The organism is Azospirillum sp. P4_B5, assembly GCF_056402275.1.
Genome location: NZ_JBFUHT010000041.1, coordinates 16,510 through 38,805 on the forward strand (window position 1 = coordinate 16,510; position 22,296 = coordinate 38,805).

Annotated in this window: 17 protein-coding genes; 3 read left to right on the forward strand and 14 right to left on the reverse strand. The window is 64.3% G+C overall.

Translation table 11 applies throughout. The features are described from left to right. Nucleotides 1-2: 2 nt before the first annotated feature. The 14 genes from AC1DVI_RS25235 to AC1DVI_RS25300 all read right to left on the reverse strand — a co-directional run bounded on the left by AC1DVI_RS25235 (nucleotide 3) and on the right by AC1DVI_RS25300 (nucleotide 17,481). Nucleotides 3-998, reverse strand: a complete 996-nt coding sequence (locus AC1DVI_RS25235) for an NAD-dependent epimerase/dehydratase family protein (RefSeq protein WP_476960305.1) — start codon at nucleotides 996-998, stop codon at nucleotides 3-5. Beyond that, a complete protein-coding gene (locus AC1DVI_RS25240) occupies nucleotides 995-1,768 on the reverse strand; it encodes a transaldolase (protein WP_476960306.1) in 774 nt (257 codons plus the stop codon). The genes AC1DVI_RS25235 and AC1DVI_RS25240 overlap by 4 nt, the downstream gene beginning before the upstream one ends. Further along, complete coding sequence (locus tag AC1DVI_RS25245) at nucleotides 1,765-2,382, reverse strand: D-glycero-alpha-D-manno-heptose-1,7-bisphosphate 7-phosphatase (RefSeq protein WP_476960307.1); 618 nt, start codon at nucleotides 2,380-2,382, stop codon at nucleotides 1,765-1,767. Before AC1DVI_RS25245 ends, AC1DVI_RS25240 begins: the two co-directional genes overlap by 4 nt. Next, nucleotides 2,364-2,972: an SIS domain-containing protein gene (locus tag AC1DVI_RS25250; protein ID WP_476960308.1), complete on the reverse strand. Its 609-nt coding sequence runs from the start codon at nucleotides 2,970-2,972 to the stop codon at nucleotides 2,364-2,366. Before AC1DVI_RS25250 ends, AC1DVI_RS25245 begins: the two co-directional genes overlap by 19 nt. Before the next feature lie 276 nt (nucleotides 2,973-3,248). Continuing rightward, entirely contained in the window at nucleotides 3,249-4,892 is a 1,644-nt protein-coding gene (locus AC1DVI_RS25255; protein WP_476960309.1) for a tetratricopeptide repeat protein, read from the reverse strand. 94 nt (nucleotides 4,893-4,986) lie between these two features. Further along, nucleotides 4,987-5,781, reverse strand: a complete 795-nt coding sequence (locus AC1DVI_RS25260) for a methyltransferase, TIGR04325 family (protein WP_476960310.1) — start codon at nucleotides 5,779-5,781, stop codon at nucleotides 4,987-4,989. Between the two features lie 36 nt (nucleotides 5,782-5,817). Then, on the reverse strand, nucleotides 5,818-7,077 hold the full coding sequence (locus AC1DVI_RS25265) for a radical SAM/SPASM domain-containing protein (protein ID WP_476960311.1): 1,260 nt from the start codon (nucleotides 7,075-7,077) through the stop codon (nucleotides 5,818-5,820). 280 nt (nucleotides 7,078-7,357) lie between these two features. Further along, complete coding sequence (locus AC1DVI_RS25270) at nucleotides 7,358-10,990, reverse strand: methyltransferase domain-containing protein (protein ID WP_476960312.1); 3,633 nt, start codon at nucleotides 10,988-10,990, stop codon at nucleotides 7,358-7,360. A gap of 54 nt (nucleotides 10,991-11,044) precedes the next feature. Continuing rightward, nucleotides 11,045-11,752 carry a hypothetical protein gene (locus tag AC1DVI_RS25275; protein ID WP_476960313.1) on the reverse strand — a complete coding sequence of 236 codons (708 nt, stop codon included), beginning with the start codon at nucleotides 11,750-11,752 and terminating at the stop codon, nucleotides 11,045-11,047. A 14-nt stretch (nucleotides 11,753-11,766) separates the two neighbouring features. After that, complete coding sequence (locus AC1DVI_RS25280) at nucleotides 11,767-12,492, reverse strand: WbqC family protein (protein ID WP_476960314.1); 726 nt, start codon at nucleotides 12,490-12,492, stop codon at nucleotides 11,767-11,769. After that, nucleotides 12,492-13,109, reverse strand: coding sequence for a phosphoribosylglycinamide formyltransferase (gene purN, locus AC1DVI_RS25285; protein WP_476960315.1), 618 nt, complete (start codon nucleotides 13,107-13,109; stop codon nucleotides 12,492-12,494). Before purN ends, AC1DVI_RS25280 begins: the two co-directional genes overlap by 1 nt. Nucleotides 13,110-13,153: 44 nt before the next feature. Then, nucleotides 13,154-14,440 (reverse strand): radical SAM protein, encoded by a 1,287-nt coding sequence (locus AC1DVI_RS25290; protein ID WP_476960316.1) that lies wholly within the window; start codon nucleotides 14,438-14,440, stop codon nucleotides 13,154-13,156. A gap of 63 nt (nucleotides 14,441-14,503) precedes the next feature. After that, on the reverse strand, nucleotides 14,504-15,721 hold the full coding sequence (locus AC1DVI_RS25295; protein WP_476960317.1) for a glycosyltransferase family protein: 1,218 nt from the start codon (nucleotides 15,719-15,721) through the stop codon (nucleotides 14,504-14,506). Nucleotides 15,722-15,726: 5 nt separating this feature from the next. Beyond that, complete coding sequence (locus tag AC1DVI_RS25300) at nucleotides 15,727-17,481, reverse strand: tetratricopeptide repeat protein (RefSeq protein WP_476960318.1); 1,755 nt, start codon at nucleotides 17,479-17,481, stop codon at nucleotides 15,727-15,729. Between the two features lie 753 nt (nucleotides 17,482-18,234). Here AC1DVI_RS25300 and AC1DVI_RS25305 point away from each other — a divergent pair. The 3 genes from AC1DVI_RS25305 (at nucleotide 18,235) to AC1DVI_RS25315 (ending at nucleotide 22,272) form a co-directional block, all read left to right on the forward strand. Next, nucleotides 18,235-19,314 carry an NAD-dependent epimerase/dehydratase family protein gene (locus tag AC1DVI_RS25305; protein ID WP_476960319.1) on the forward strand — a complete coding sequence of 360 codons (1,080 nt, stop codon included), beginning with the start codon at nucleotides 18,235-18,237 and terminating at the stop codon, nucleotides 19,312-19,314. Nucleotides 19,315-19,404: 90 nt separating this feature from the next. Then, nucleotides 19,405-20,475, forward strand: a complete 1,071-nt coding sequence (locus AC1DVI_RS25310) for an NAD-dependent epimerase/dehydratase family protein (RefSeq protein WP_476960320.1) — start codon at nucleotides 19,405-19,407, stop codon at nucleotides 20,473-20,475. A 63-nt stretch (nucleotides 20,476-20,538) separates the two neighbouring features. Beyond that, on the forward strand, nucleotides 20,539-22,272 hold the full coding sequence (locus AC1DVI_RS25315; RefSeq protein ID WP_476960321.1) for a B12-binding domain-containing radical SAM protein: 1,734 nt from the start codon (nucleotides 20,539-20,541) through the stop codon (nucleotides 22,270-22,272). Nucleotides 22,273-22,296 lie beyond the last annotated feature (24 nt).

Genomic DNA, 22,296 nt, shown 5'->3' on the forward strand with positions numbered 1-22,296 from the left:
TTTCAGCGGGCCTGGAGGTTTTTCATGCGGCGGACGTTGTGGTAGCGGTCGTCGGTCATGCTGTCCGGGATCCGACCGTCCCGAAACGCCTGGCACAGGCCGCGCACCGCGTCCTCGATGGTGTGGTGGGGCGTGAAACCCAACTCGCGGGCGATCTTATCGGAATTGATGTGATAGGATCGGATGTCGTCGGTTGGTTCGGTGACGATGTCGACCATGTCCTTTTCTCGAAACTCCCGGGCGACGACCGATCGCACGATCTCGGCGATGGCGCCGATGCTCTGATTCTGGTAACCGGCGTTGAAGATACCCCCGGCCACCCGCTCGTCCGGCAACCGCAGAAGAAGCTGGTACAGGTCGCACATGTCCAGAATGTTCAGGTTCGGGCGTTTCTGCCCGCCGCCGAACACGCGGATCCGGCCGTTGGTGACGGCGTGGTTGGTCAGGATGTTGACCGACAGATCGAGCCTCAGCCGGGGCGAGTAGCCGCACACCGTGGCCGGGCGGATCACCACGCAGACGAAATCCGCGGACTGGTGCTTCAGGAGCAGCGGTTCGCACATGCCCTTGTAGCGGTTGTACAGGGTGATGGGCAGCAACGGGTGCTCCTCGGTGACTTCCGGGGCGTCGCTGACGCCGTAGACCGATGCCGAGGAGGCGTAGATGAAGCGCCGGACGCCGGCCCGCTTGGCCGCGACGACCATCGGTTCGAAGCAGTCCAGGTTGATTGAGGTGCTGAGCGCCTCGTCCAGCTCGAAGCTGGCGTCGTTGGAGATGCAGGCCAAGTGGATGACCGCGTCCATGCCGGCGAAGGCCACCTCCAGCCGGCTGGTGTCGCGGATGTCGCCCTTGATCACGCGCAGTTGTGGGTGCGGCTCCAGATGGTTCCCGAAGAACAGCGCGTCGTAGACGGTCACATGATGGCCGGCGGCGAGGAGTTGCGGGGTCAGAACCGAGCCGACGTAGCCGGCGCCGCCGGTGATCAGAACCTTGTTCATGGGATTGTGCATTCCGGGGTTTCTCGGTGGACGGAGGCGCCCGCGTCATCGATGTCGATGGTGTATCCCGCGGTGGCGGCGTCGCGGTGGAACATGCGCACGGTTTCTAGGGAGAAGGCGTCGAGGCTCTTGCCCAGGGAGGGGATCTTGGCGAGCAGATCGGGCGTCATGGTGATGATGTGGCACCCCGCCTCGTCCGCCTGGATCAGGTTCAGGATCTCGCGCGGGCTGGCCCACAGCAGCTCGGCCCGCGGCCGGGTTGCCAGGATCTCGCGCGCCTGGAGCATCAGCGGGACGGGGTCGATACCGCTGTCCGCGATGCGGCCGGCGAACACAGACACGATCGCGGGCGCGTCGGGGGCGAGGTCTTCAGCAATGCGGCGGATCTGGTCGGGGGTCATCACGGCGGTGACGTTGATCGTCACCCGGTTCCGGGACAAGGCCCGGATCACCGGTCCGGTGTAGGTCCCGTCGGTCGTCGTGACGGGTATCTTGATGTTGACGTTCGCACCCCAGCGCGCGATTGCCTTGGCCTGGGCGATCATGGTCGCGAAATCGTCGGCGAACACCTCCAGCGACACCGGGCGGTCCGGAACGGCGGACAGGACGGCGCGACCGAAGGCCTCGTAATCGGCGACGCCCGCCTTGCGCATAAGCGTCGGGTTGGTCGTGAAGCCTTTGATGAAGGGCTGGCGGTGCAACGACACGATGTCGTCCAAATGGGCGCCGTCCGCGAAGATTTTGACCGACAGGTTGTCCAGAACGCTCATCGACGGCCCCTGCTTCCTGATGCGTGTTCGAGAATAAAGCGCGCCGCGGCCGGCAGAGACCGGACCTTGGCCGAATAGGATGACGGTGCGGTTTCCCGATAGCGGCGGTCGATGAAGATCGTGGAGCAGCCCGCGCCTATTCCCGCCATAATGTCCGATGCGCGATCGCCCACCATGTAGCTTCTTCCAAGGTCGATGTTCAAGGCTGCAGTGGCATCCAGCAGCAGGCCGGGGCGTGGCTTGCGGCAGGGGCATCCCGCTTCCTGGGAATGGGGGCACATCCGGATGTCGTCAATCGGAACACGCCGCCGGAGATGGTCGTGCATGATGGCGACTTCGCTCGCCGCGATGAGGCCGTTGCCAATGTCGGGCTGGTTGGTGACGACGACCAGCAGGAAGCCGGCCTTCTTGAGTTGGCACAGGGCCTCACGCACGCCGGGCAGCAGGCGGAAATCCTGGAGCCGGCGCGGCGCGTAGGGTTTGCCGTGCTGCACGATGCTGCGGTTCAGAACGCCGTCGCGATCCAGGAACACGCCGGGGCGGAGGCCAGAAGCCGGTTCCGGTCCGGGGCCGGCGTGGGTCGACTCCGGGCGCTTTAGCGGATGGACTCCCATTTCATCTCATTCGCTTTCAGGTCGGGATGAGAGACGATCAGATGCCAGATGACTGCCTGGAACGCTTCCGTGTGCGGGGTGACGAGATCGCGTGCCACAGCGGGAACGATCACGCAGGCATCGGCTACTCGGGCCGTATGCCCGCCGTCGCGGCCAACGACGCCCAGCACCCGCGCTCCGGCTCGTTTCGCGACGTCGAGAGCGCGGACGATGTTGAGGCTGACTCCCTTTTCCTCGTCGCCACCACCCACGGAGAAGACGAAGACGGCATCCCTGGCGCCGATCCGACTGCCGAGGAGCCAGTTGGCGAAGCTGCTTTCCCATCCGTCATCGTTGATCCGCGCCGTCAGTTCGGACACGTTGTCGACAGGAGAATAGGCTTCGATGCCGGCGATCTTGCGGAAATCGTTGACGGCGTGGGAGCAATTCCCGGCGCCGCCACCTACCCCCAGGAAAAACAGCCGTCCACCGTCACGCCGCACATCGCGCAAGATGGCGACCATCCGCGCGACGTGACCGACGTCAATGGATCGACAGATTTCTTCGGCCTGCCCCAAGTAAACCCGAACAAATTCTTCGGAAGAATCCATCCCCGTTCCCTTTAGAAATCCGGCATCGCCATCCCCAGGCGGGGCGTCAAGGCGCGCGGTTTCGTTGCTCTATTCTTGCCAACCAGAAAGGACGGCAGCTCCAATTCCTTCGCGTCGAGGTGTGGCGAAATCGGACCCGTTTCCGGTCACCGTGCCCCTCGATGCTGTTTTACCGCCCGTTTGTTACGGAAAGATCAATTTGCCGACGCCGCCGATCCCGAAGGCGAGCCGCATCATCGTTCTCGCCGGGCGTCCGGGCGCAGCGCAAACAGTCGGTCAATGGGCCTGCGGCGGAAGGTCGATGTTGAGACGTCGGTAAAGATCCGACAGCGTCGTCCCGAGCCAGGGGCGCAGTTTCATCTGGAACCAGAGAAGATAGGGTTGCGCCCTCGCCGCGGTTCGAATGGCCTCGATCCCCTCCTCCTCTCGTCCCGTCTCGAGCAGGACCAAGCCGAGGTTGGTTCGGGGCCAGGACAGGTTCGGAGCCATGGAAACGGCCTTGCGCTGGATGGCCTCCGCTTTCTCCAGACGGCCCATGGATTGCGCGAGCAGCCCGACGTTGCTGTACTGGAACCCGGCCAGCATGGTGGAGCGGGTCATGCGATCGTAAACGTCCGCGGCGGCGGCAAGATCACCTCTGGCGTGCAGAACCAGACCCAGTCCCGCCGCCATCTGAACAGCGTCCGGTTCCCGTGCCAAAGCATCGCGCGCGGCCGTTTCGGCTTCGGGCAAGCGTCCGCGCGCCAAGTCCGCCATGGCGAGCTGAAGTGCGCTCCAGGGGTCGGCCGCCGCGTCGTGCTCGAAAATTGCCGCCGCCTCGTCCAGATGCCCGGCGAACTGCAACAGCGAGCCGAGATGCCTGCGCATGTCAAACGACGGAACGGCCTCCTTGAGGGCGCGGCGGCCCGCAGCGATGCCCTCTTCATAGCGGCCGGCCGCTTGGAGGGCGAGGCCGAGATTGGCGTGTGCCTGTGCGTTGTGGGGGGCAATGCCAACCGCGGTCTGCAACGCATCCGCCGCGTCGGGGACCCTGCCCTGCCCCAGCAGCGCCAGTCCCAGATACATATGGGCGTTGCCGTCCTCGTCAGGATTCAGCTCCAGGACGCGGCGCAGCACCCATTCGGATTCGGCCGGCCGGCCGAAATTGTAGAGGGCCAGCCCGATGGGCAGCATCGTGCGTGCCAGAGCCGCCGGAGAGAACCATTTTGTGCTGCCGACGTCCGACAGCAACCGTTCCAGGCCGGACAGATCGCCCGTGCCGAGCCGGGTCAGAGCGACCGCCAGCCGGACCTGCGGGGATTCGGGGTCGATGGCGTCGGCCAGTTCCATGAAGCGTGTGGCAAGAGGCCAGCATCCCGCCGTGAAGGCGGCATTGCCGGCCTCGACCAGGTCGTCGGCAGTGTCGCCGTGGCCGGAGGCGCCATCTGCGGCGATGCCGTCGAGCCGCCCCGCCGCTTCGTCGAACTTGCCCTGCCGGGTCAGAAGCATGGCCGAATAGACCGGAAGCAGGGAACAGTCGGGCCAATCGCGGGCCGCGGCGGCCAGGGAGCCTTCCGCTTCCGCCAGCCGGCCGTTCCGCAGGTGATCCCGGCCGATCCGGAACAGCGCCCTAGCCTGGAAATGCGGGTCGACGGCTTGGGCGTGCCGGAACGCGGCCGTCGCGTCGGCATCCCGGCCGAGTTTCGTCAGCGTCTGGTGAAGTCGGAAATGGGCCTCCACCATGCCAGGGGCGGCATCGACGGCGCGGCGGAAGTGGTCGGCGGCGGCGGCGAGGCTGCCTTCCCGTCGCAGAGCGAGACCCATCTCGTAGAAATAATTGGAAATGGCATCCTCGCGGATCCGTCCGCGCCAAGCGTCGACGTCAATCGTCCCGGCGCTGCGCGCAGGCGCCGATTGCTCCTTCTGCTGGCCTGTGGTCATGACGGTGTTCCGGACGAGGAGGGAGGGTGTTTCCGAGAAAGCGGGTCATTATAGGAGAAGCCATGCCCACGCTCAATGCAGGCCAGGCGGCCGATCATCCCAGCCCTCCGACCAGCGGCGATTTGCGTTCCATCAAGCGGGTTCCCCCCGGTATCCGCCGGCCTTCGAGCGTGTAGTCCGCGCTTGGCGACGTGAATTCCACGATGGTCCGGTAGCTTCCGGAGAAGCCGCTGTCCAGCGTGGGAAGCGGCAGGAAGGTGACGGGGTAATGGACGGCCCTGTCCTTCAGATCGGACGGCATCGGTCCAGGCCCGTTCGCACTGAGCATGGAGGTCTGCACGCCGACGCGGCGGTAGCCGTCAAGCATCGGGAAACGGGCCAGCAGCAGGCTGGGGGCGCCCACGCCAACCATCTCGGCCATGGTCGCCTCCGGGTCGGGGACATATTGCAGCCCGGCCGAACAATAGAGGAGGTCGACCGTCTGCAAGCCGGCGCGCCCCTCCGCGAGGGATGAGGTGAAGGCCAATCCCTTTGTCCTCAGGGCGGCGGTGGCTGCCGCGCGCCGCACGAGGGCCGGTGTTTCGACCACCGTCCAGCGCAGGTCGATGCCGCCCAGGATGCGGGCGACGGTAAAATAGTGGTCCCCGGCACCACCACCCAATTCCAGAACCCGCAAGAGGCGGTCGGTCCGCCGACTGAGCGCCCGTTCGATGGACAGCAAAAGCGGAGCCAGAGGGTCCGTAGGGACCACCCTGTCGGAAGCGCCGTTGAGGGCGGCAGCGGTTTTCCGAACGACGACCTCCGCGATCCGGTCGTCGTCATAGCCGGTGTCGCCGCACGCCGTGAGGGCGGCCGCGTAGGAGCCGTACGTCTGCGTGATGATGGCCATGCTGCTCTCCCCGGCTCGCCGCCGACACCCTGTGCGCTATGAAGGATCGCCGGACCTCTCGGCCGGTGCGGCGTACCAGCCGCCGCGGAACTCGCGTTCGTAGCACATCTCGATGCAGGCCAGATCGTGGTCGTTCTCCTCGAGCTTGGCGGTCTGGATGAGACGGCGGGCGTAGGCGAACTTATCGTTGCTCCAGATTTCGGAGAAGGCCGTGTCCTTGATGTTCCCCATCTTCAGATGCGTCATGCCGGACGGGTTGCAGCAGGTGTAAACGTCTCCGTTCCAGTCGAAGCTGACGTGGTGCCAAGGCTGTCGGCAGCCCGTCAGGGGGCGCACCGGGTTGAAACGCGCGAATCGCTCGTCCGTCGGCTCATAGTCCTTCAGAACCTCCGCGCCCTCCCGCGTCATGGGGCACAGGGGCACCACATCGACGACGTCCGCACCGTTGTCATGGGCGAAGGCCGGAAATTCATCGGCCTGATGCTCGTTGTAGCGGTTGACCACCATCTGGAAGATCATGATCGGGAACTTGCTGTTCCTTTCCCGCTTCCTCTCGCTGAGAAGCTTCGCATGGTCCAGGACCTTACGAAGATCGCCCTGCTTTCTGTACGCTCCATAAGCGTCCTGGGTGGTCCCGTCACAGGAGATGCGCAGAAAATCCAGCCCGGAGTCGATCAGCCCGTCCGCCAGCTCCGGAGTCATGATCTGCATGTTCGTGCTGATTTCACAGATCGTCCCGAAGGATTTCGCCGTCCGGATGATGGAGATCAGGTCGGGGTGGAGGAACGGCTCCCCCCAATTGTAGAGCGAAACCAGGAACAGAGAGGGAAGCTGTTCCAGGATGGTGCCAAGCGTGTCCGTCGACAGCAGGCCGTGCGGCACGGCGGGGTATTGGGAACGCAGGGCGCCGCCGGTCCGGCAGAACGGACACTTCAACTGGCAGTGGGCGGTGACCTCGACCTCCGCGGAGATCGGGGGGAAATCGCCGGCGCGGAACGGTTCGCCCGCCCCTCCGACCCTGGCCTCGACATCGGTCACGTACAGCCCGAGCGCCTTGCGCACGAGGCTGTAGTATTTCTTTGGATCGTAGAGCAACGGCAGGCAGGCACGGAAGCAATCGGCCGCCTCCCGGTGCCGTCCTTGCGCCTCCAGGGCCACCCCCAGACTGAGGTAGCCCTCGGCAAGGTCGGGCCGCTCCCGCAGAAGGCCGCGGCAAAGAAACTCGGCTTGCGCGAGTTGCCCACTCCTGACGTGGTCGCGTGCGGCGTCGAGCGTTTCCTGAATTGCAGTGTCCATGGTCCATGCCCGCAACGGAACAGAGTGGAATCGGGATTGATCGACGATCATATGGGTCGAAATGCCGACGGAAATGTTAATGGAATCGATCGTACGCCAACGGAGCAAGCCACAGCGTCGATGCCCCGCGCAACCTGCCCGTCGGTCAATTCCAAACGCGTTGGAAGGCCGATGAGTCGATCAGCCTTCCTTCCGGTGCGTGGCAGCCCCCAGGGCCGGGCGGAAGCCGTCCACGATTCGCTCACTGAGCACCTCTATAAGGCCGGATAAGGGAGAACGGTCAGGCCATCGGCTTCCGGGCTTCCATGAACAGGCTGTCCGGCTTGCGCACCACGCCGTGCGCATTGGCATCGAGTTCGTAGGAGGCGAAGTCGGGAATGTCCGATTCCCGTGCGCCCACCAGTCGGCAACCGGTGAACCCCGCCGCCTCTAGAAGTCGCCGCAGCGAGAAGCGGTCGTACATCCATTGATGCGCCTCTCCGGCCTTGCGGAAGCGCCCGATCTCCTCGGCTGCGGGAATCCGGGGGAACGAGGCTGAAAAGGCCGCGTCGCCCTGACGGGCCTGACCGATGGCGGCCATGGCCTCGTCTCCGATGCGCCCGACGATATAGTCCTGGGCAGGAAGCGGATCGCGCTGCAGGTGACGCTTCATCTCCCCCCCGCTCTCGTTGCGCACCATTTGGTCGAGCAGCTCCAGGACGATCCAGTCGTAGCGGTCCACCGCTTCAGGACGGTCTTCGTCCGCCTCGTCCAGCCACCGCAGATACTCTCGGCTGATGCGCTCCAGATCGGGGACGGCGACCCGCAGCACCCCGCCGGGCTTCAGCACCCGCAGGCAGTCCCGCAGGAACGGCAGGGCCGCCTGTTTCGGCAGATGCTCCAGCACATGCGAATGGTAGACGGCGTCGAACACCGCATCGGCGAAGGACAGCGGCGTCTCGGCCACATTCTGGGCCATCACGGCCGGTGCGCAGGGCGCGACGTCCACATTCACCCAACTCCGGTGGAAATGATTGCCGCAGCCGATGTTCAGCAGCGCGGGGTCCGCCGGCCGCCGCTCCGTCACCTCGCACAGGAATGTCCGGGTTGGCGTCGCCTCGCCGAGCAGGGGACTCAGGTCGTACGGAACGCTGTCCCAGACGCCGCACACCGCCAGACCGTGCCGGGTGAGCAGGAGGCGGAGTTCGCCTTCGTTCAGGATGACCTCGGCAACCTGATGCCCGTAAGCGCGCTTGTGGAGAAAGGTGGTGGGACGCCGCGCGGTCAGCGGGACCGTGTGGAAGATGCAGAAGCGCCGGGCGACGCGCCGGCTCTCCGCGATGGCCGCCTCGTAATCGACGATGTGCATCAGCGCGACGCCGTTGAAGACGATGTCGACGCTGGCGTCGGGAAATGGCAGGGCCGTCGCGTCGGCGACCTGGAAGGACCGTTCCGGGCGCAGGGTTTTGGCCAGATCGATCAGGGCGGGTGACCGGTCGACGCCGCTGTAGTGTGGTGCCGTTTCCAGAAGATGGTTGAAGACGTCGGCGTAATAGCCGCTGGCGCAGCCGACGTCGAGCAGGGTTGGCTTGGACAGGCCGGTGGCATGGACGGCCTCGGCCGCCACGGCGAGATCGATCCGCGGCGAGCCCGCGCGCATCCCGTCCAGCAGGGGCCGGTAGGCGTCCTCCTGCAATCGCCCGACGTCCGCGAGCGTCCATGCATCGTTCATGATGCCCGCGGCAGCCTTGCGGCTGGTGATGGCGTAGCCGTCGGAGACGGGCACTGGCCGGCTGGAGCCGCCGTCGCCGTCTGTGTAGCGGCGGTTGCCGGGGATCGTCATGCCGTAGAGCGAGGCCAGACGGTCGAACTCCCGCTCAACAAGGGCGAGATAGGGCTTGTAGAGCACCTCGTTGATCAATGGAAGATTGTGTCTGACCCGGTACCAGGACTGGCGGGTATCCCACACGCCGGGGGCGGTATGGGTTACACCGTGGAAATGGAAGAAGACCAGGGGCATCTCGTCGACCCAGATCCGCCCCTCCTCTTCCCGCAGAGAGTAATTGTCGCAGTTCCACAGGGCGAGGTTGGCGCCCTTGTGTCCAAGGACATGCAGTGTGGGATAACGGGCCGGCCATTTGTCCAGATACCTTTGGTCGGCGAAGCGGTCGCCGTCCAGCCGGTCGAAGCACCACGCGATGCAGTCGGCCCGGTAATCCTCCAGACAGCGGCGCCCCACCGGGTCATTCCGCCAGGACACCCAGGCGACGTTGAAAATCCCGTAATCCATCAGCCGCACGTTGGGTGGCGAGAAGCGGTGGGGGACGATCGCCACCGATGCGCCGCCGATCTCGTCGAAGATCGCCTCCGGCGTTGTGAAGAAAAACAGGTCGGCGTCCAGATAGGTGACGAGATCGACCCCCTCCTGCGTCCTCATCACGTAGCGTGGCAGGCAGGGCGTGCAGGTGAAGTAATACTCCACCCGCGACCGGTTCGCTCGGCAGTCGGCGAGTGCCGGATCGAACGCCTCCAACTCGGAAAGACGCACCGGCCGCACGGCCGGCGGCTGCTCGGAGAGGATGCGGTGGGCCGTCTCATCAAGGCACAGAACGTGGATGCGCGCCTCCGGTAGGAACCGGAGGATGGACGCGATCATGGCGAGGCCGCGCGCCGCGTAGGCCGAATCGAAATAGGTGCAAAAATGGCGGATGGGTCCGGCGGCGCCGCTGTTCTCGGGCGGAAGCACAGGCTTCCATGCGGCGAGCGTTGACGCCGCCGCCGGCAGGTGCCGCCGGACGATCGCATCGAAATCATGGACACGCAGTCGCATGCCGTGGTCGGCAAGGCAGCGGTGCCGGCCCTTCCGGGCCATGGCCGCCCGTTCCTCCGGGTGATCCAGATAGTGGCGCACCTTCTCGAGCAGTTCCCCTTCGCTCGAGAACGTCTCGATCTCCTCTCCGACGCGAAAATAGTCCGACAGATTGCTGCGCTGCTCGGTCAGCAGGAGCGCGCCGGCGCCCGTCGCTTCGAAAAGGCGCATGTTCGCCGTTTCGTCTCCCGCCAGATCGCGGACCGTTCCGTCCGGTTCGGACGCCAGCATGGAGCTGCGGGCGTCGAACACGATACGCGCGCTGCCGAGCGCACGGTGCATGTCCAGCCCGAACACTTCCCGGCGCTGCCACCGCGAGACATCGAAGGGCAGTGTGTCCGGCGGCGCCAGCAGGTGGAAGGCGCAATCGAAACCGTCCCGTGCCGCGGCCTGTCCCAACCGCGCCAGCAGGTGGTTGCGCCGTGCGTGCTGGACTGCCGAGGCGGAGCCGGCGAAGACGACGTCGTGGCACGGCTCGATCGCGCCGACGGTGTCGTCGATCCATTCCGGAAAGCCGGGCATGAATTTTTCCGCGGCGCGCGCGCCAAGCCGACGCGCCGCCTCCAGCATCCCGCTCAGCCCCGACAGCACCACGTCGAAGCCGTCCCAGTCGCTGCCCGGCCGGATGCTGGTCGCGTGCCAACCCATGACCAGCGGGGGGCGGCGCGCCAGGGACCGGACAAACCGGCCGTCGAAATCCACCATGTCGGACAGGTAGAGGATGTCGGGGGCGAGGACTTCGACCTGCCGCCGCACGGTTTCGTGAACCGCATCGTGGGTCGGCACGGACAGCCCATGCTCCTTCAGCCAAGCCGCCTGGGCGGACTGAGCGTTGGCGACGATGAAGTGCGCATCGTAACCCAGCGTCTTCAGATGCGGGGCGATGTTGTGGGCGGCGCTGAAGCCGGAGCCCAGGAGCGCCCCGACCTGGACGTCGAACGGTGCCGAGGTCAGATCACGGCGAGCCCGGTAAATCCCGGCGATGCAGGACGGATAGAAACTGTCGACCTGGACGATTCTCAGTGGACCGGGGCGTCGCCCGGTTCCGCTGCGGCCGTCTTGCATGCTTGGCATTGTCTTGCCGTCCCCTTCCTGTGGCCTCGTCCTCCGGACGAGAATTCAACGGCGCAGCCGCACGTAGGTCATCCAGGTGTATGAGGTGGGTACATTGAACAATTCTTTAAGGCTGTCGATCCCCTCTATGTTAAGTCCAGGGATGTCGATGCCGTTACGATGAATATCCCAAAGTGGAGGCATGATATCATAGGTATCTATCGTTTCCATAAGCTCATCCTCTCGGCCGCCCTCGGCAATTATTTGCTCAAGTGATAAATGAGTGTAAGGGTATGGCATGTTGTCATCAAATATTATATGGCGAAAATTTCGCAATTTTGCCGTACGGAGCCGTCTCAATTTGTTATGATGGTCGTCAAAGAAGACAACACTGGTTTCCGCGTCGCGTATTGGATAATCATGCGCGGAGAAGTCCTCATGTGAATACTCGGCGCCAGGAAGGCGATAAACGGGAAGATATTTCGACTGATCGAGGTAGGAATCGAAAGCGAGAACCGGATCAAGGCACATGACGCGCGCTTGTGGAACCGCCTGCCCGATGATCCAGGTTGAAAAGCCGCGCCAGATTCCCGACTCGACGACGAAGGTCGGATCGATCGAGCGCATCAGATAGAAGAGGTTGAACGCGCCCATGGCATGGAGCCCGTTCGAATTGTCGAAGGGGCGTTTCTCATACAACCACGCAAACTCGCGGGCACAGGCGGCGATGTCGTCCTTCAGGGCGTGCCAGTCGCGCTTTTGGAACATGCTCATGCTTCCTGTCTCCATCAATCGACCGGTTCCCACCGGCGGCCACCACGGACCAGGGCGGCGCGTTCCCCGGCGGGAACACAGGCAATCATGTCGAGCGCACTGAGATAGGGGACGAAACCCCCTTCCCTGTGCTGGGAATAGCTGGGATGGCGATAGTCCTGCCGGTAAAGCCGGACGCCCGCGCGGGCAAAGGCGGCCGGCGTATACAGCCCGATATCGATCCCTTTGCGGAAGTTGCAGTAGGCATCGGCCCCCAGGGCGCGGCATATCCCCAGCATGCGCTGTTCGGGGGTGTCGGCCGGCCCGGTTTCCAGTTGCGAGGCGAACCAGCAGGGCGGCAAGGGGATGCCCAGGCCGTCAGCCATGGTTTTTACCAACCTAAAATTGTATTCTGCGACACTCTCTCCAGCAAGGGGGGCGAGCCGGGAACACAGCGCCGCCGCCGAAGGCCATTCTGGGCAGTGCCGGTAGGCGATCTCGATCCGGTGCGAGAGCTCCGCCCACCAGGGCGTGCCGTGGAACATCAGGGCCTTGTCCAGGGTGGTTTCCCGTGGACATGCGGCGACGCTGGCCGAACACCAGGACACGTCGCCCTTGGGCGCGAACAGGCGGTTGCGGACGATGAACGAGCGCCGGACCAACTGCACGTCGTCCAGCACGACAAATCCGTCGATCTGGTCGAGCAGTTCGAAATAGCCGAGCCAGGGCAGGAAGTTGGGCTGGGTGACCGCGATCCGCATCACGACTCCGGCAGTTCCAGATTGGGAACGCAGGGAGCGAGGTCGTAACGCCCCCCATCGACCACCACGCGCCCGTCGCCGTGCAGGTGGACGCGCCCATCGGCGAACCAGCGCAGCACCTGCACATAGGCGTGACGAGTCACCCCCCAGTTTCGTTCGGCCAGACTGGCCGTTGTGTCATCGGGCCGGACGGGAATCAGGGTCTGTGCGATGATCGGCCCTTCGTCCAGCGCCGGCGTAACGAAATGGAAGGTCGAACCGGACACCCGCACCCCGCCGGCCAGCACGGCATCCTGGACGAACAGTCCCCGGAAGGAGGGCAGGAGCGCCGGATGCTGGTTGATCAGCTTCCCGCGGAGCGTTTCGCAAACCTCTGCGGGAACAATCCAGTTGAAGTTCAGCATCACAAGGTCGGCGTCGCTGGCGATGGCGCGGAAGCGGTCCCAATAATCCGGCGTGCCGTGGCGTGGAAGCGTCCGGTCCACGCGCACCGCGCGATCGTCCTGCGGACGATCGGCGACCACGGTGAAGCACAGGTCGCGCAGGGCCGGAGACGCGACGGCGTGGCCGGCGTAGCTTCCCCGCCCCGATATGAAGATCACCACCGAATAGGCCATATCCGCGTCTGTCTTTGCTTGCGACCGGAGCCGGTGCGATCGGTTCAAATGTGATTGACGTGGCCATCGGGCGGAAACTGCTGGGGATCGCGGCGGTTGGCGATCAGTTCCGCCACCGGCCGGCTGAGCATATCGGCGAGGAGACGATTGTACGGGTCGTTGCGGCAGCCTGCAATGCACTGATTGAGGTCGATCCGCTCGCTGATGGCGCCAATGCCCTCGCGCCAAGCCGAGCGGAATACGGTCGCCGCGGTCAGGGGGCCGGCCGACCACAACGGCTCGCCCCGTTCGTTCTTCTCATCCTTGCTCTTGTTGACACAGACGAAGAAGCGCATGTCGGCGGCGTGCCGGTCGGCCGATTGGACGTCGACATCCATGTAGGAGGACAGCCAGATCGACGTGCAGGACTGATAGTGCTGGCCGCCGTTCTTCAGCTCCTCTCCCCAGGCGCTTGCGAACTGGTTGAACTTTCCGTGAACCTGGAAGGTCTCCGTCGCCAGGGTCTGGGCCTCGTCAAGCTGTGCCCGGATATCGTCGAGGCGAAGGTTGGTCCACCGTTCGCGGCGCATATGCCACGGCACATATTTGGGCTTGTAGGCGAGATAGTCGACGCCAAGGTCGCGCGCCATATGGGCGGCCCGCAGGATCTCGTGCACGTTCTCATCGTCGATGGTGAACTGCAGGCCGATGTTCGGGGCGTTGCGCCCCGCCTTCTCGCGGCGTTCGACCAGATCGCCAACGTTCTTCAGAATGCGGTCGAACTGACCTTCGACGCCCCGCTCCCGGGCGTGGGTTTCCGGCGAGGCGGCGTCGAGGGACACGCGGACGAACCGGCAGGTATCGAGGACCCAGCTGGCAATCGCCTGTGGCCCGATGTCTCCATCACGCACAACTTCATCATGCAGGTTGTTGCCGTTCGTGTAGATGCCGATGTCGAGATCGAGATCGTGCTTCATGAACCGCAGGAGCTCGCCCAAATGTGGGTAAAGCAGCGGTTCGCCGGAACCGACAAGCGTGACCGCCTTAAGGCCCAGCGTCGCACGGGAATAGTGAGGATGCCCTTCGGCCTCGTATTCCTGGCCGGCATCGGCGGCTTGCCGCAGGATGTTCTTCAATGTCTCCAGCCCGGCGGTGAAGACGATCTTGGGATTGAAGCGGTATCCGCCGGCGTAGCAACCCTTGCAGAACTGATCGCAATAGGTGACCAGCCCCAAGGTCATGTGGGATGGATAAGAGAACCCCTTTTCCTGAAGATGGAGGACACGGCCTGCGTGCGTCTCAAGCTTTTCACGAAAGTTCAGGTAGGAGAGCCGCGGGGGAAGCTGGATCATGGTGACCTCGACGCACTGAAGGATGGAAAAGGCTGGGAAAGCACCCTCTTCGGGCCGGCACCCTTACAGTCGGGGATGGCTGGAGCCTCGGACTGCACAGGCTGTCTCGCAAACGCGGCTGTAAAAGGCGATCAGGTCGTCTGTGTGCCGGGAAAGCGCATAGCGGTTCCGCGATGCCCGCGCGCCCTGCCGCAAAGCCGGATAATCCAGGCTTTCCAGGAAGCCGCGCGGCCGGTCCAGATCGTCCGGCCGGAGCGTGACCGCACCCCCGTACCGGGTGGCTACAGCCCGAGTAAAACGTCCGGGATGCACCAGGATCGGCAACTCGGCATCGAAATAATCAAAAACTTTGTTCCCGATGCACACGTCATATTTCGCTGATTTATAATAATCATTGGGCAAACCTTTGACATCACGGGACAGTATAAGAATACCAAAGTCGTACTGGCTCAGCTCGGCCGACAGGGCGTCGCAGGCGACAGGGTGGTGGAAATGGAAATACGGATTCTCCTGCATGTGATCGAGATAGGAGCGATACCGAAGGGAGAAATTCTCAGAAAAAGATTCGGGAGGATAAATATGATAATGGATCCGATCCCTTGCGAAACGCTCGGCAAGCCAGAAATGGAAGTTGAACGGATCATCCGCCGAGTCGTCGGAGGTGACGAGATTCCCGACATAGACCACATGCGGCTCTGCGGGAAGAGGCCCAGCCGGGACGAACCGCGGGCTGTCGAGCAGATCAGCCCAGCAGCCGTCCAAAAACAGCTTCCGCGGGGGCAAGCTGATGCCGTTCCTTCGCCAGCCCTTCCAGGGAATCTGGGTTTCCAGGCATCGACAGCAGATGCCATCCGCATTGCGAAGGCAATACTCCTCGCGCGGGATCAGGGGGGTGTAAAAGGCATCCTGGCGAACGGTCATGATGCCGGACAGGACATCGTAGTCGTCAAAGACGACTGGGCCCGGCTTCGCCTCGATCAGCGCCCGGGCGATGTCGAAGCTCCAACTGGCGAAGACGTGATAGACCAGTGGCCGGTAACGCGCCGCCATCGCCACCGCCGCAGCGGGATCGCGGATCTGATGGATCTCGTCGATGACGTGGCTGCTGTGGAACGTGGGCGCGGTTTGCGACAAGAGCACGATCCGTTTGCCGGCGCGCTTTAGGGCTAGAGCGATCTTGGCGACGCGCGGGCCCGGCAGATCCGCCGCCAACACGATCAGGTCGCGATCCCGCGCGCAGCGGTCGGCAGCGGAAAACGGGGCGTGGGAGGGCATGTCCATCTTTCTCATTCCTCCACAACGGCGTAGGGGAGGACCGTCTGCTCGTCCATGCCCTGCCGGTGGATCGGTGCGGCGTCGGCCCAAGACAGGATGGCATGCACCGCAAAGCACCCCAGGACAGACGCGGACTCATGGGTGAGATCCCATGCGGCCGCCTGTCGGGCCCGGTCCAGGGCTGTAAATCCTTGGGCAATCATGGAGGCGACGGGTGAAGACGGCGGGAATTGTCCCGCGACGTTTGCGACGGCCGAGATCAATGAACGCCCGAAGTGAAGATAAAGCTGGCGGGAATACCCGACATCGTGAATCCGATGCAGCGCCGGAAGATCCGTCGGACAGAGAGTGGGAATGCCGGTCATGGCCGCAGCGAGAGGAATCCAGTAATCCCACCATGGCGCACCGATCACAAGCTCCGTCCCGCTGAACAAATCGAGGAGTTCACGATCGAACAGGAAATAATCGTACCCTCCTTTGTACAGCCTACCCTCGCCGTCCTCCAACGAACGGACGTTGCGGCGGTTGCCAAACACCACGCGCCGTTGCGCGAGGATGGCCAGAGCATGGCCTGCCGCCAAGGACCGCGGAAACACGATGTCCGAATTGACAATGGCACAGACGGGAGCCGCGTCCTCGCGCAGAACGCGGAGCATCTCGTCGAGCGGGATCAATGGGCGGCCGCACAGCGCCTCGGCGGTACGGTGCGCCACCTCAAAGCGGACGTTCGGAAAGTCCGGCGCCAGCCGCGCGATTTCCTCCGGCGCGTTCACTGAAACGACGTCGAAACCCAGAGCCAGCCAGGACGATACGGCCGCCTGTTGGTCCGGAAGCCGCTTTGGCATCAGCGATGTGGCGACCGTCACGCCGCAGTCCCGGCGCGGCGCGGTCCGATGCCGTGAAGTGGTGGCGCTACCGAAGGCGGATGCCGCCGTTCGGCGAAATTCTGCCGGCAACGCAAGGGCGTCGAAACAGAGGTCGAGGCCGCCCGCCATGTCGTTGTCGGCGAAGCGGGTCAGGCTCCACCGTGCCTTGAGATCGGCGAAGGTTGGGAGCAGGTTGGCGCCGCGGCGGAAGGCCCGGTCCGCATCACGCCTCTGCCCGTGGTCAACCGACAGGTTGGCCAGTTCATAGAGGCTTTTCGGATCGGACGGGGCCAGGGCCAGGGCACGCCGTATGGCATGCATGGCGGCATCAAAGCGCCCCTCCTCGCGGTGAAGCACGGTAAGCGCGCGCCACCCGAGAGGATCTTCCGGATTGATCAGCAGAAAGCGCCGGAAGGCCGCCAGAGCCATGCCGGTCTGTTCCGCGTCTTTCGAAAGCCATCCCAGGAGGTGCAATGTCGGCGCGTGGTGCGGGTGCAGAGCTAGAGCCCGGGACAGTGCCTGTCGTGCCGGGGCATGCCTCCATTCGGCGAAAAAGAGTGCTCCCAGGGAATAGGCCAAGGCCGCGTCCCCTGGCGCCAAGGCCAGGGCCTCCCGATAGGCCGCTTCAGCCTCGTCCGCTTTCCCCTGGTCTTTGAGGGCATTGCCCAGTTGCCGCAGCAGCTCGGTGTTCCGGGGGGCGAGGCGATTTGCCCTCCGATACGCCTGTTCTGCCGGAAGCACGCGCTCCGATGCCTTATGGACGTTGCCCAGACGGTGCCAGGATGCAGGATGCTCCGGATGGTCGGCGATTGCACGCCTGTATGCGGCCTCTGCTCGCTCCAGATGCCCTTGGGCGCGCAACTGCTCAGCGTGTTGAAACCAGCTTATCGTTCTGGGCATCTCAGCCTGTGGGGTCGGAAATGTTTGTCTCAACCGGGTTCGACAAATTTTTATGCGAGAAGGTTTACAAATTATAAACCGAGCGATGACCCAAATTTTCGTAAAGGGCGCCGTCTTTGTGGAGCGTGCAGAGATGCAAACCCATAAATATAAATAACACAAATATCCCGTAACAATATATTGCATACATCAAGAATGACTTTTTATCCATGATGTCTATATGGGCTTTGTGAAAGCGCATATTCCAGAGTCCGAATTCCCCAATGTCTTTAATAGCCGATCAACATCTGAGAATGATCCTTCTGATGCCAGAGACATGACCCTTGACTACCCATCAACCGACCGGTATCCGTTACCACGGTGAGCCGCGCACTTCTCCACTTTTCCATAGTTGCGGAAATATACAGCTGATACACCGCCCTCGTTGCGTTTTCAAGGAACACTCCCCGCCATTTCCCACTCCCGCCGCATCCCGGTGATCGGGATCGGCTGCGTCGGCCCGGGGTGGCCGTCGCCTTCAATTGGACGGGCGAGGTGGCGGAGGGCGATGACCAACCCCTGTTGCATCCGAACACGCTCAGGATGGTCCAACGACGTTGCCCGACCGATCCTCAGGCAAATGCGATGTCCGGGATCCGTATTCAGCATTCCTTAACCGTCCGCCCGAGATCGTGCCGGAATGCCCATGCCAGACGGCCCCGACATGCCCAGGCGGCTGGGCAGCCCCCTTTCGACCAATCGGCAGACCCCTCGATGACCACGGCTCGGCGTCCGACCATTCTGATCACCGGCGGCGCAGGGTTCGTCGGTTCCAATCTGGCCACGCGGCTGAAGCGCGATCTGCCAGATCACGACATCGTGGCCCTGGACAATCTTCGGCGACGCGGTGCTGAACTGACCCTGCCGAGGCTGAAGGAGGGCGGCGTCGCCTTCCAACACGGCGATATCCGCAACCCCGAAGACCTGACCGAGGTGGGGGCCTTCGACCTGCTGATCGAGTGCTCGGCGGAGCCGTCGGTGCACGCCGGCTACGACGGCAGTCCCGCCTATCTGGTGAACACGAACCTGATCGGCACGGTGAACTGCCTGGAAGCGGCGCGCCGACACGGCGCCGACCTGGTGTTCCTGTCGACCAGCCGCGTGTACCCCATCAAGCCTCTGCGGGCCTTGCCATTGGAACGCCGGGGGAACCGGCTGGCCATAGCCGATGGCGCGGCTGGCCCCGGCTGGTCGGCAGCCGGCATCGGCGCCGATTTTCCGTTGCGCGGCAGCCGGTCCCTGTATGGCGTGACGAAGCTTGCCTCCGAGTTGCTGATCGAGGAGTACGGAGCCCTCTACGGTCTCCGCGCGGTGGTGAACCGGTGCGGGGTGCTGACCGGACCATGGCAGATGGGAAAGGTGGATCAGGGGTTCGTCGTGCTCTGGGCGGCACGGCACCTCTATGGCGGCGGCCTAGCCTATTCGGGTTTCGGAGGGCAAGGCCATCAGGTGCGCGATCTGCTGCATGTGGACGATCTCTACGACCTCGTGCGGCGGCAGATCGAAGGCATGGACCGCTTCCAGGGCTCGGTGTTCAACGTCGGCGGCGGCCCGGAGGTGAGCGTCTCGCTCGCTGAACTGACTGAGGCCTGCGCCCGCCGTACCGGTCGCCGGATCGACATCGCCGCAAAGCCCGAGACACAGCCGGCCGACATTCCCTGGTACGTGACCGACAACGCGGGGGTTCGTGCCGCAACCGGCTGGCAACCGGCGCGCCCGGTGGATGTCGTCCTGGACGATATCTTCCGCTGGTTGACCGACAACCGGGGCATTCTGGAACCGGTTCTGCGGTAGGGCAGAGTTGTGTTAGGACGACGCGGGACGATGCGGGCAGACAGGAAACCGCAGCATCGCTCCACAGCCCATCAGTAAGGAGCGCCATCAATGTCCGTGGTCATCATTACCGGTTCGGCCGGCCTGATTGGCGCCGAAGCCGTCGGTTTCTTCGCGGAGAAGGGGTTCGACGTCGTCGGCGTGGACAACGACATGCGCCGTTACTTCTTCGGCGACGAAGCGAGCACGGCCTGGAGCCGGGAGCGGCTGGAGAAGCGGCACCCGTCCTACACGCACGTCACCGCCGACATCCGCGACCAGGACGCGATCGACGCGCTGTTCGCGCGGTACGGCGCGTCCATCGCGCTGGTGATCCACACGGCGGCCCAGCCCTCGCACGACTGGGCGGCACGGGAGCCCTTCACCGACTTCTCGGTCAACGCCAACGGCACGCTGAACCTTCTGGAGGCGGCGCGGCGCCATTGCCCGGACGCGCCCTTCATCTTCACCTCCACCAACAAGGTCTACGGCGACACGCCGAACGCGCTGCCGCTGGTGGAGCTGGAGAACCGCTGGGAGCTGGACCCGTCCCACCCCTGGGCCGCCCACGGCATCCCGGAGGCGATGAGCATCGACCAGACCAAGCACAGCCTGTTTGGCGCCTCCAAGGTGGCCGCAGACGTGATGGTGCAGGAATACGGGCGCTATTTCGGCATGAAGACCGCCTGCTTCCGTGGCGGCTGCCTGACCGGGCCGGGCCATTCCGGCGCCCAGCTCCATGGCTTCCTGGCCTATCTGGTGAAATGCGCGGTCACCGGCACGCCCTACCGCGTGTTCGGCTACAAGGGCAAGCAGGTGCGCGACAACATCCATTCCTTCGATCTGGTGAACGCCTTCTGGCACGTCTTCCAGGCGCCGCGCAGCGCGGAAGTCTACAACATCGGCGGCGGGCGCCATTCCAACTGCTCGATGGCGGAGGCCATCGCCAAGGCCGAGCAGCTGACCGGCCGCCCGATGGCCTGGAGCTACGACGAGACCAACCGGATCGGCGATCACATCTGGTGGATCAGCGACATCCGGCGTTTCCAGGAGCATTATCCGGGCTGGTCGCTGACCCGCGACATCGACGCCATCCTGGCCGAGATGCACGCCGAAATGACCGACCGGTTTGCCCGCCCGTGACGGCTGGCCAGTGACGGTTGGCCCGAGAATGACGATCCGCGGGGAGCGGTGGAAGGAAGCGCGATGAAGGTCCTGTTCAGCAATCCGCCCTGGTGGGTCAAGCGGTTCGAGTTCGCGGGCGACGACGCCCCGGCCTCCGCCTGGTTCAGCGGCGTGCGCGCCGGTTCGCGGTGGCCGCATACCAACCAGGCCCACTCCTCGCCCGGCAACTTCGTGTTCGGGGAGTATCTGCCTTATCCCTTCTTCATGGGCTACGCCGCGACCTACGCCGCCAAGGCCACCGGGGCGAAGGTCGTCTTCCGCGACTCTATCGCGCTGCGCGAGTCCTACGATAGCTATTTCCGGCATCTGCGGGAGGAGCGGTACGAGTACATCTTCATCGAGACGGCGACGCCCTGCTGGGACCACGACCAGACCATCGTGCGACGCGTCAAGGAGATCCTGCCCGACACCAAGATCGTGCTGACCGGCGCCATGTCCGCCAAGGGCGAGGCGGTGATGGAGCAGTTCCCCATCCACGCCGTCATCCAGGGCGAGTACGAGAAGGGCAGCGTGCGCGTACTGAACGGCGCGTCGGGTGTGCTTCCCCACGAGCTGCTGACGGTGGCGGAGATGAACGCCGCCCCTTATCCCTATTTCGACGAGGTCATCGCCCACCGCTATTGGGACGTGAACCCCGCCGGGCAGAAGGCGCCGCAGCTTCAGGTCTGGGCCAGCCGCGGCTGCCCCTACAAGTGCATCTTCTGCGTCTGGCCGGCGACCATGACCGGCAACGACCCGGACGGCACCGGCAAGCGCTCGGTCCGCTTCTACGAGCCAGACTATGTGGAGGGGATGCTGCGCGATCTGGTTGGACGCTACGGCTACCGGTCCATCTACTTCGACGACGACACATTCAACCTCGGCGACAAGCACGTCCTGGGGATCTGCGAGGTGATGACCCGCATCGGCCTGCCCTGGTCGGCCATGTGCCGCGCCGACACCATCAAGCTGGAGACGTGGCGGGCCATGCGCGACAGTGGCTGCTTCGGCGTCAAGCTGGGCTTCGAGAGTGGCAACCAGTGGGTCAACGACAACATTGTCAACAAGCGCCTGAACCTGGAGACCGCGCGCGCCGCGGTGCATGAGATCAAGCGTCTGGGCATGACGGTGCACGGCACCTTCACCTACGGCCTGCCGGGCGAGACGCGCGAGCAGATGCAGGACACCAAGGCCTACATCGCCAGCCTGCCGCTCGACACCTTCCAGGAGACGGGCTGCGGCGAGATCGAGGGCACGCCGATGTCTACCCTGCGGGAGAAGGGCCATCTCGACCGCTACGCCGGGGCGGCGCTCGACGAGCAGTATCTCTACGTGCCCGACGGCGGCGAGAAGATGCGCCGCCTGTCCGAAGGCGACCTCGCCATCGGGGCCGACAAGGCCAAGAGCAGCTCCGACTATCTGATCCGCCAGTGGCGCGCCCTGGGTGCCGCAGTGATCGAAGCGGCGGCGGACAGCCCGGTGGCCCTGTGGGGCGTCGGCACCGACTTCTTCGAGACGCTGGGGCAGGTGCCGGCGCTGAAGCCGCTCATCACAGAAGGCCGCGTGCGGCTGTTCGACGGCAAGCTGGCCGGCCAGTCGCTGGACGGCGCTCGGGTGGAGGCGCCCACCGCCCTGCCCGGCTTCGCGGGACCGGTCTTCCTGACGCCGCGCATCGTCTCCTCCCGCACGGCGATGCGGCAGGACGCGGCGCGGCTGGGAGTTCCCGCCGCCGCCCTGCGCGACCTCTACGACGACGCGCCTGTTTTGGCCGAGTAAGGCCCGGCGGCGTGACCGGCGGGA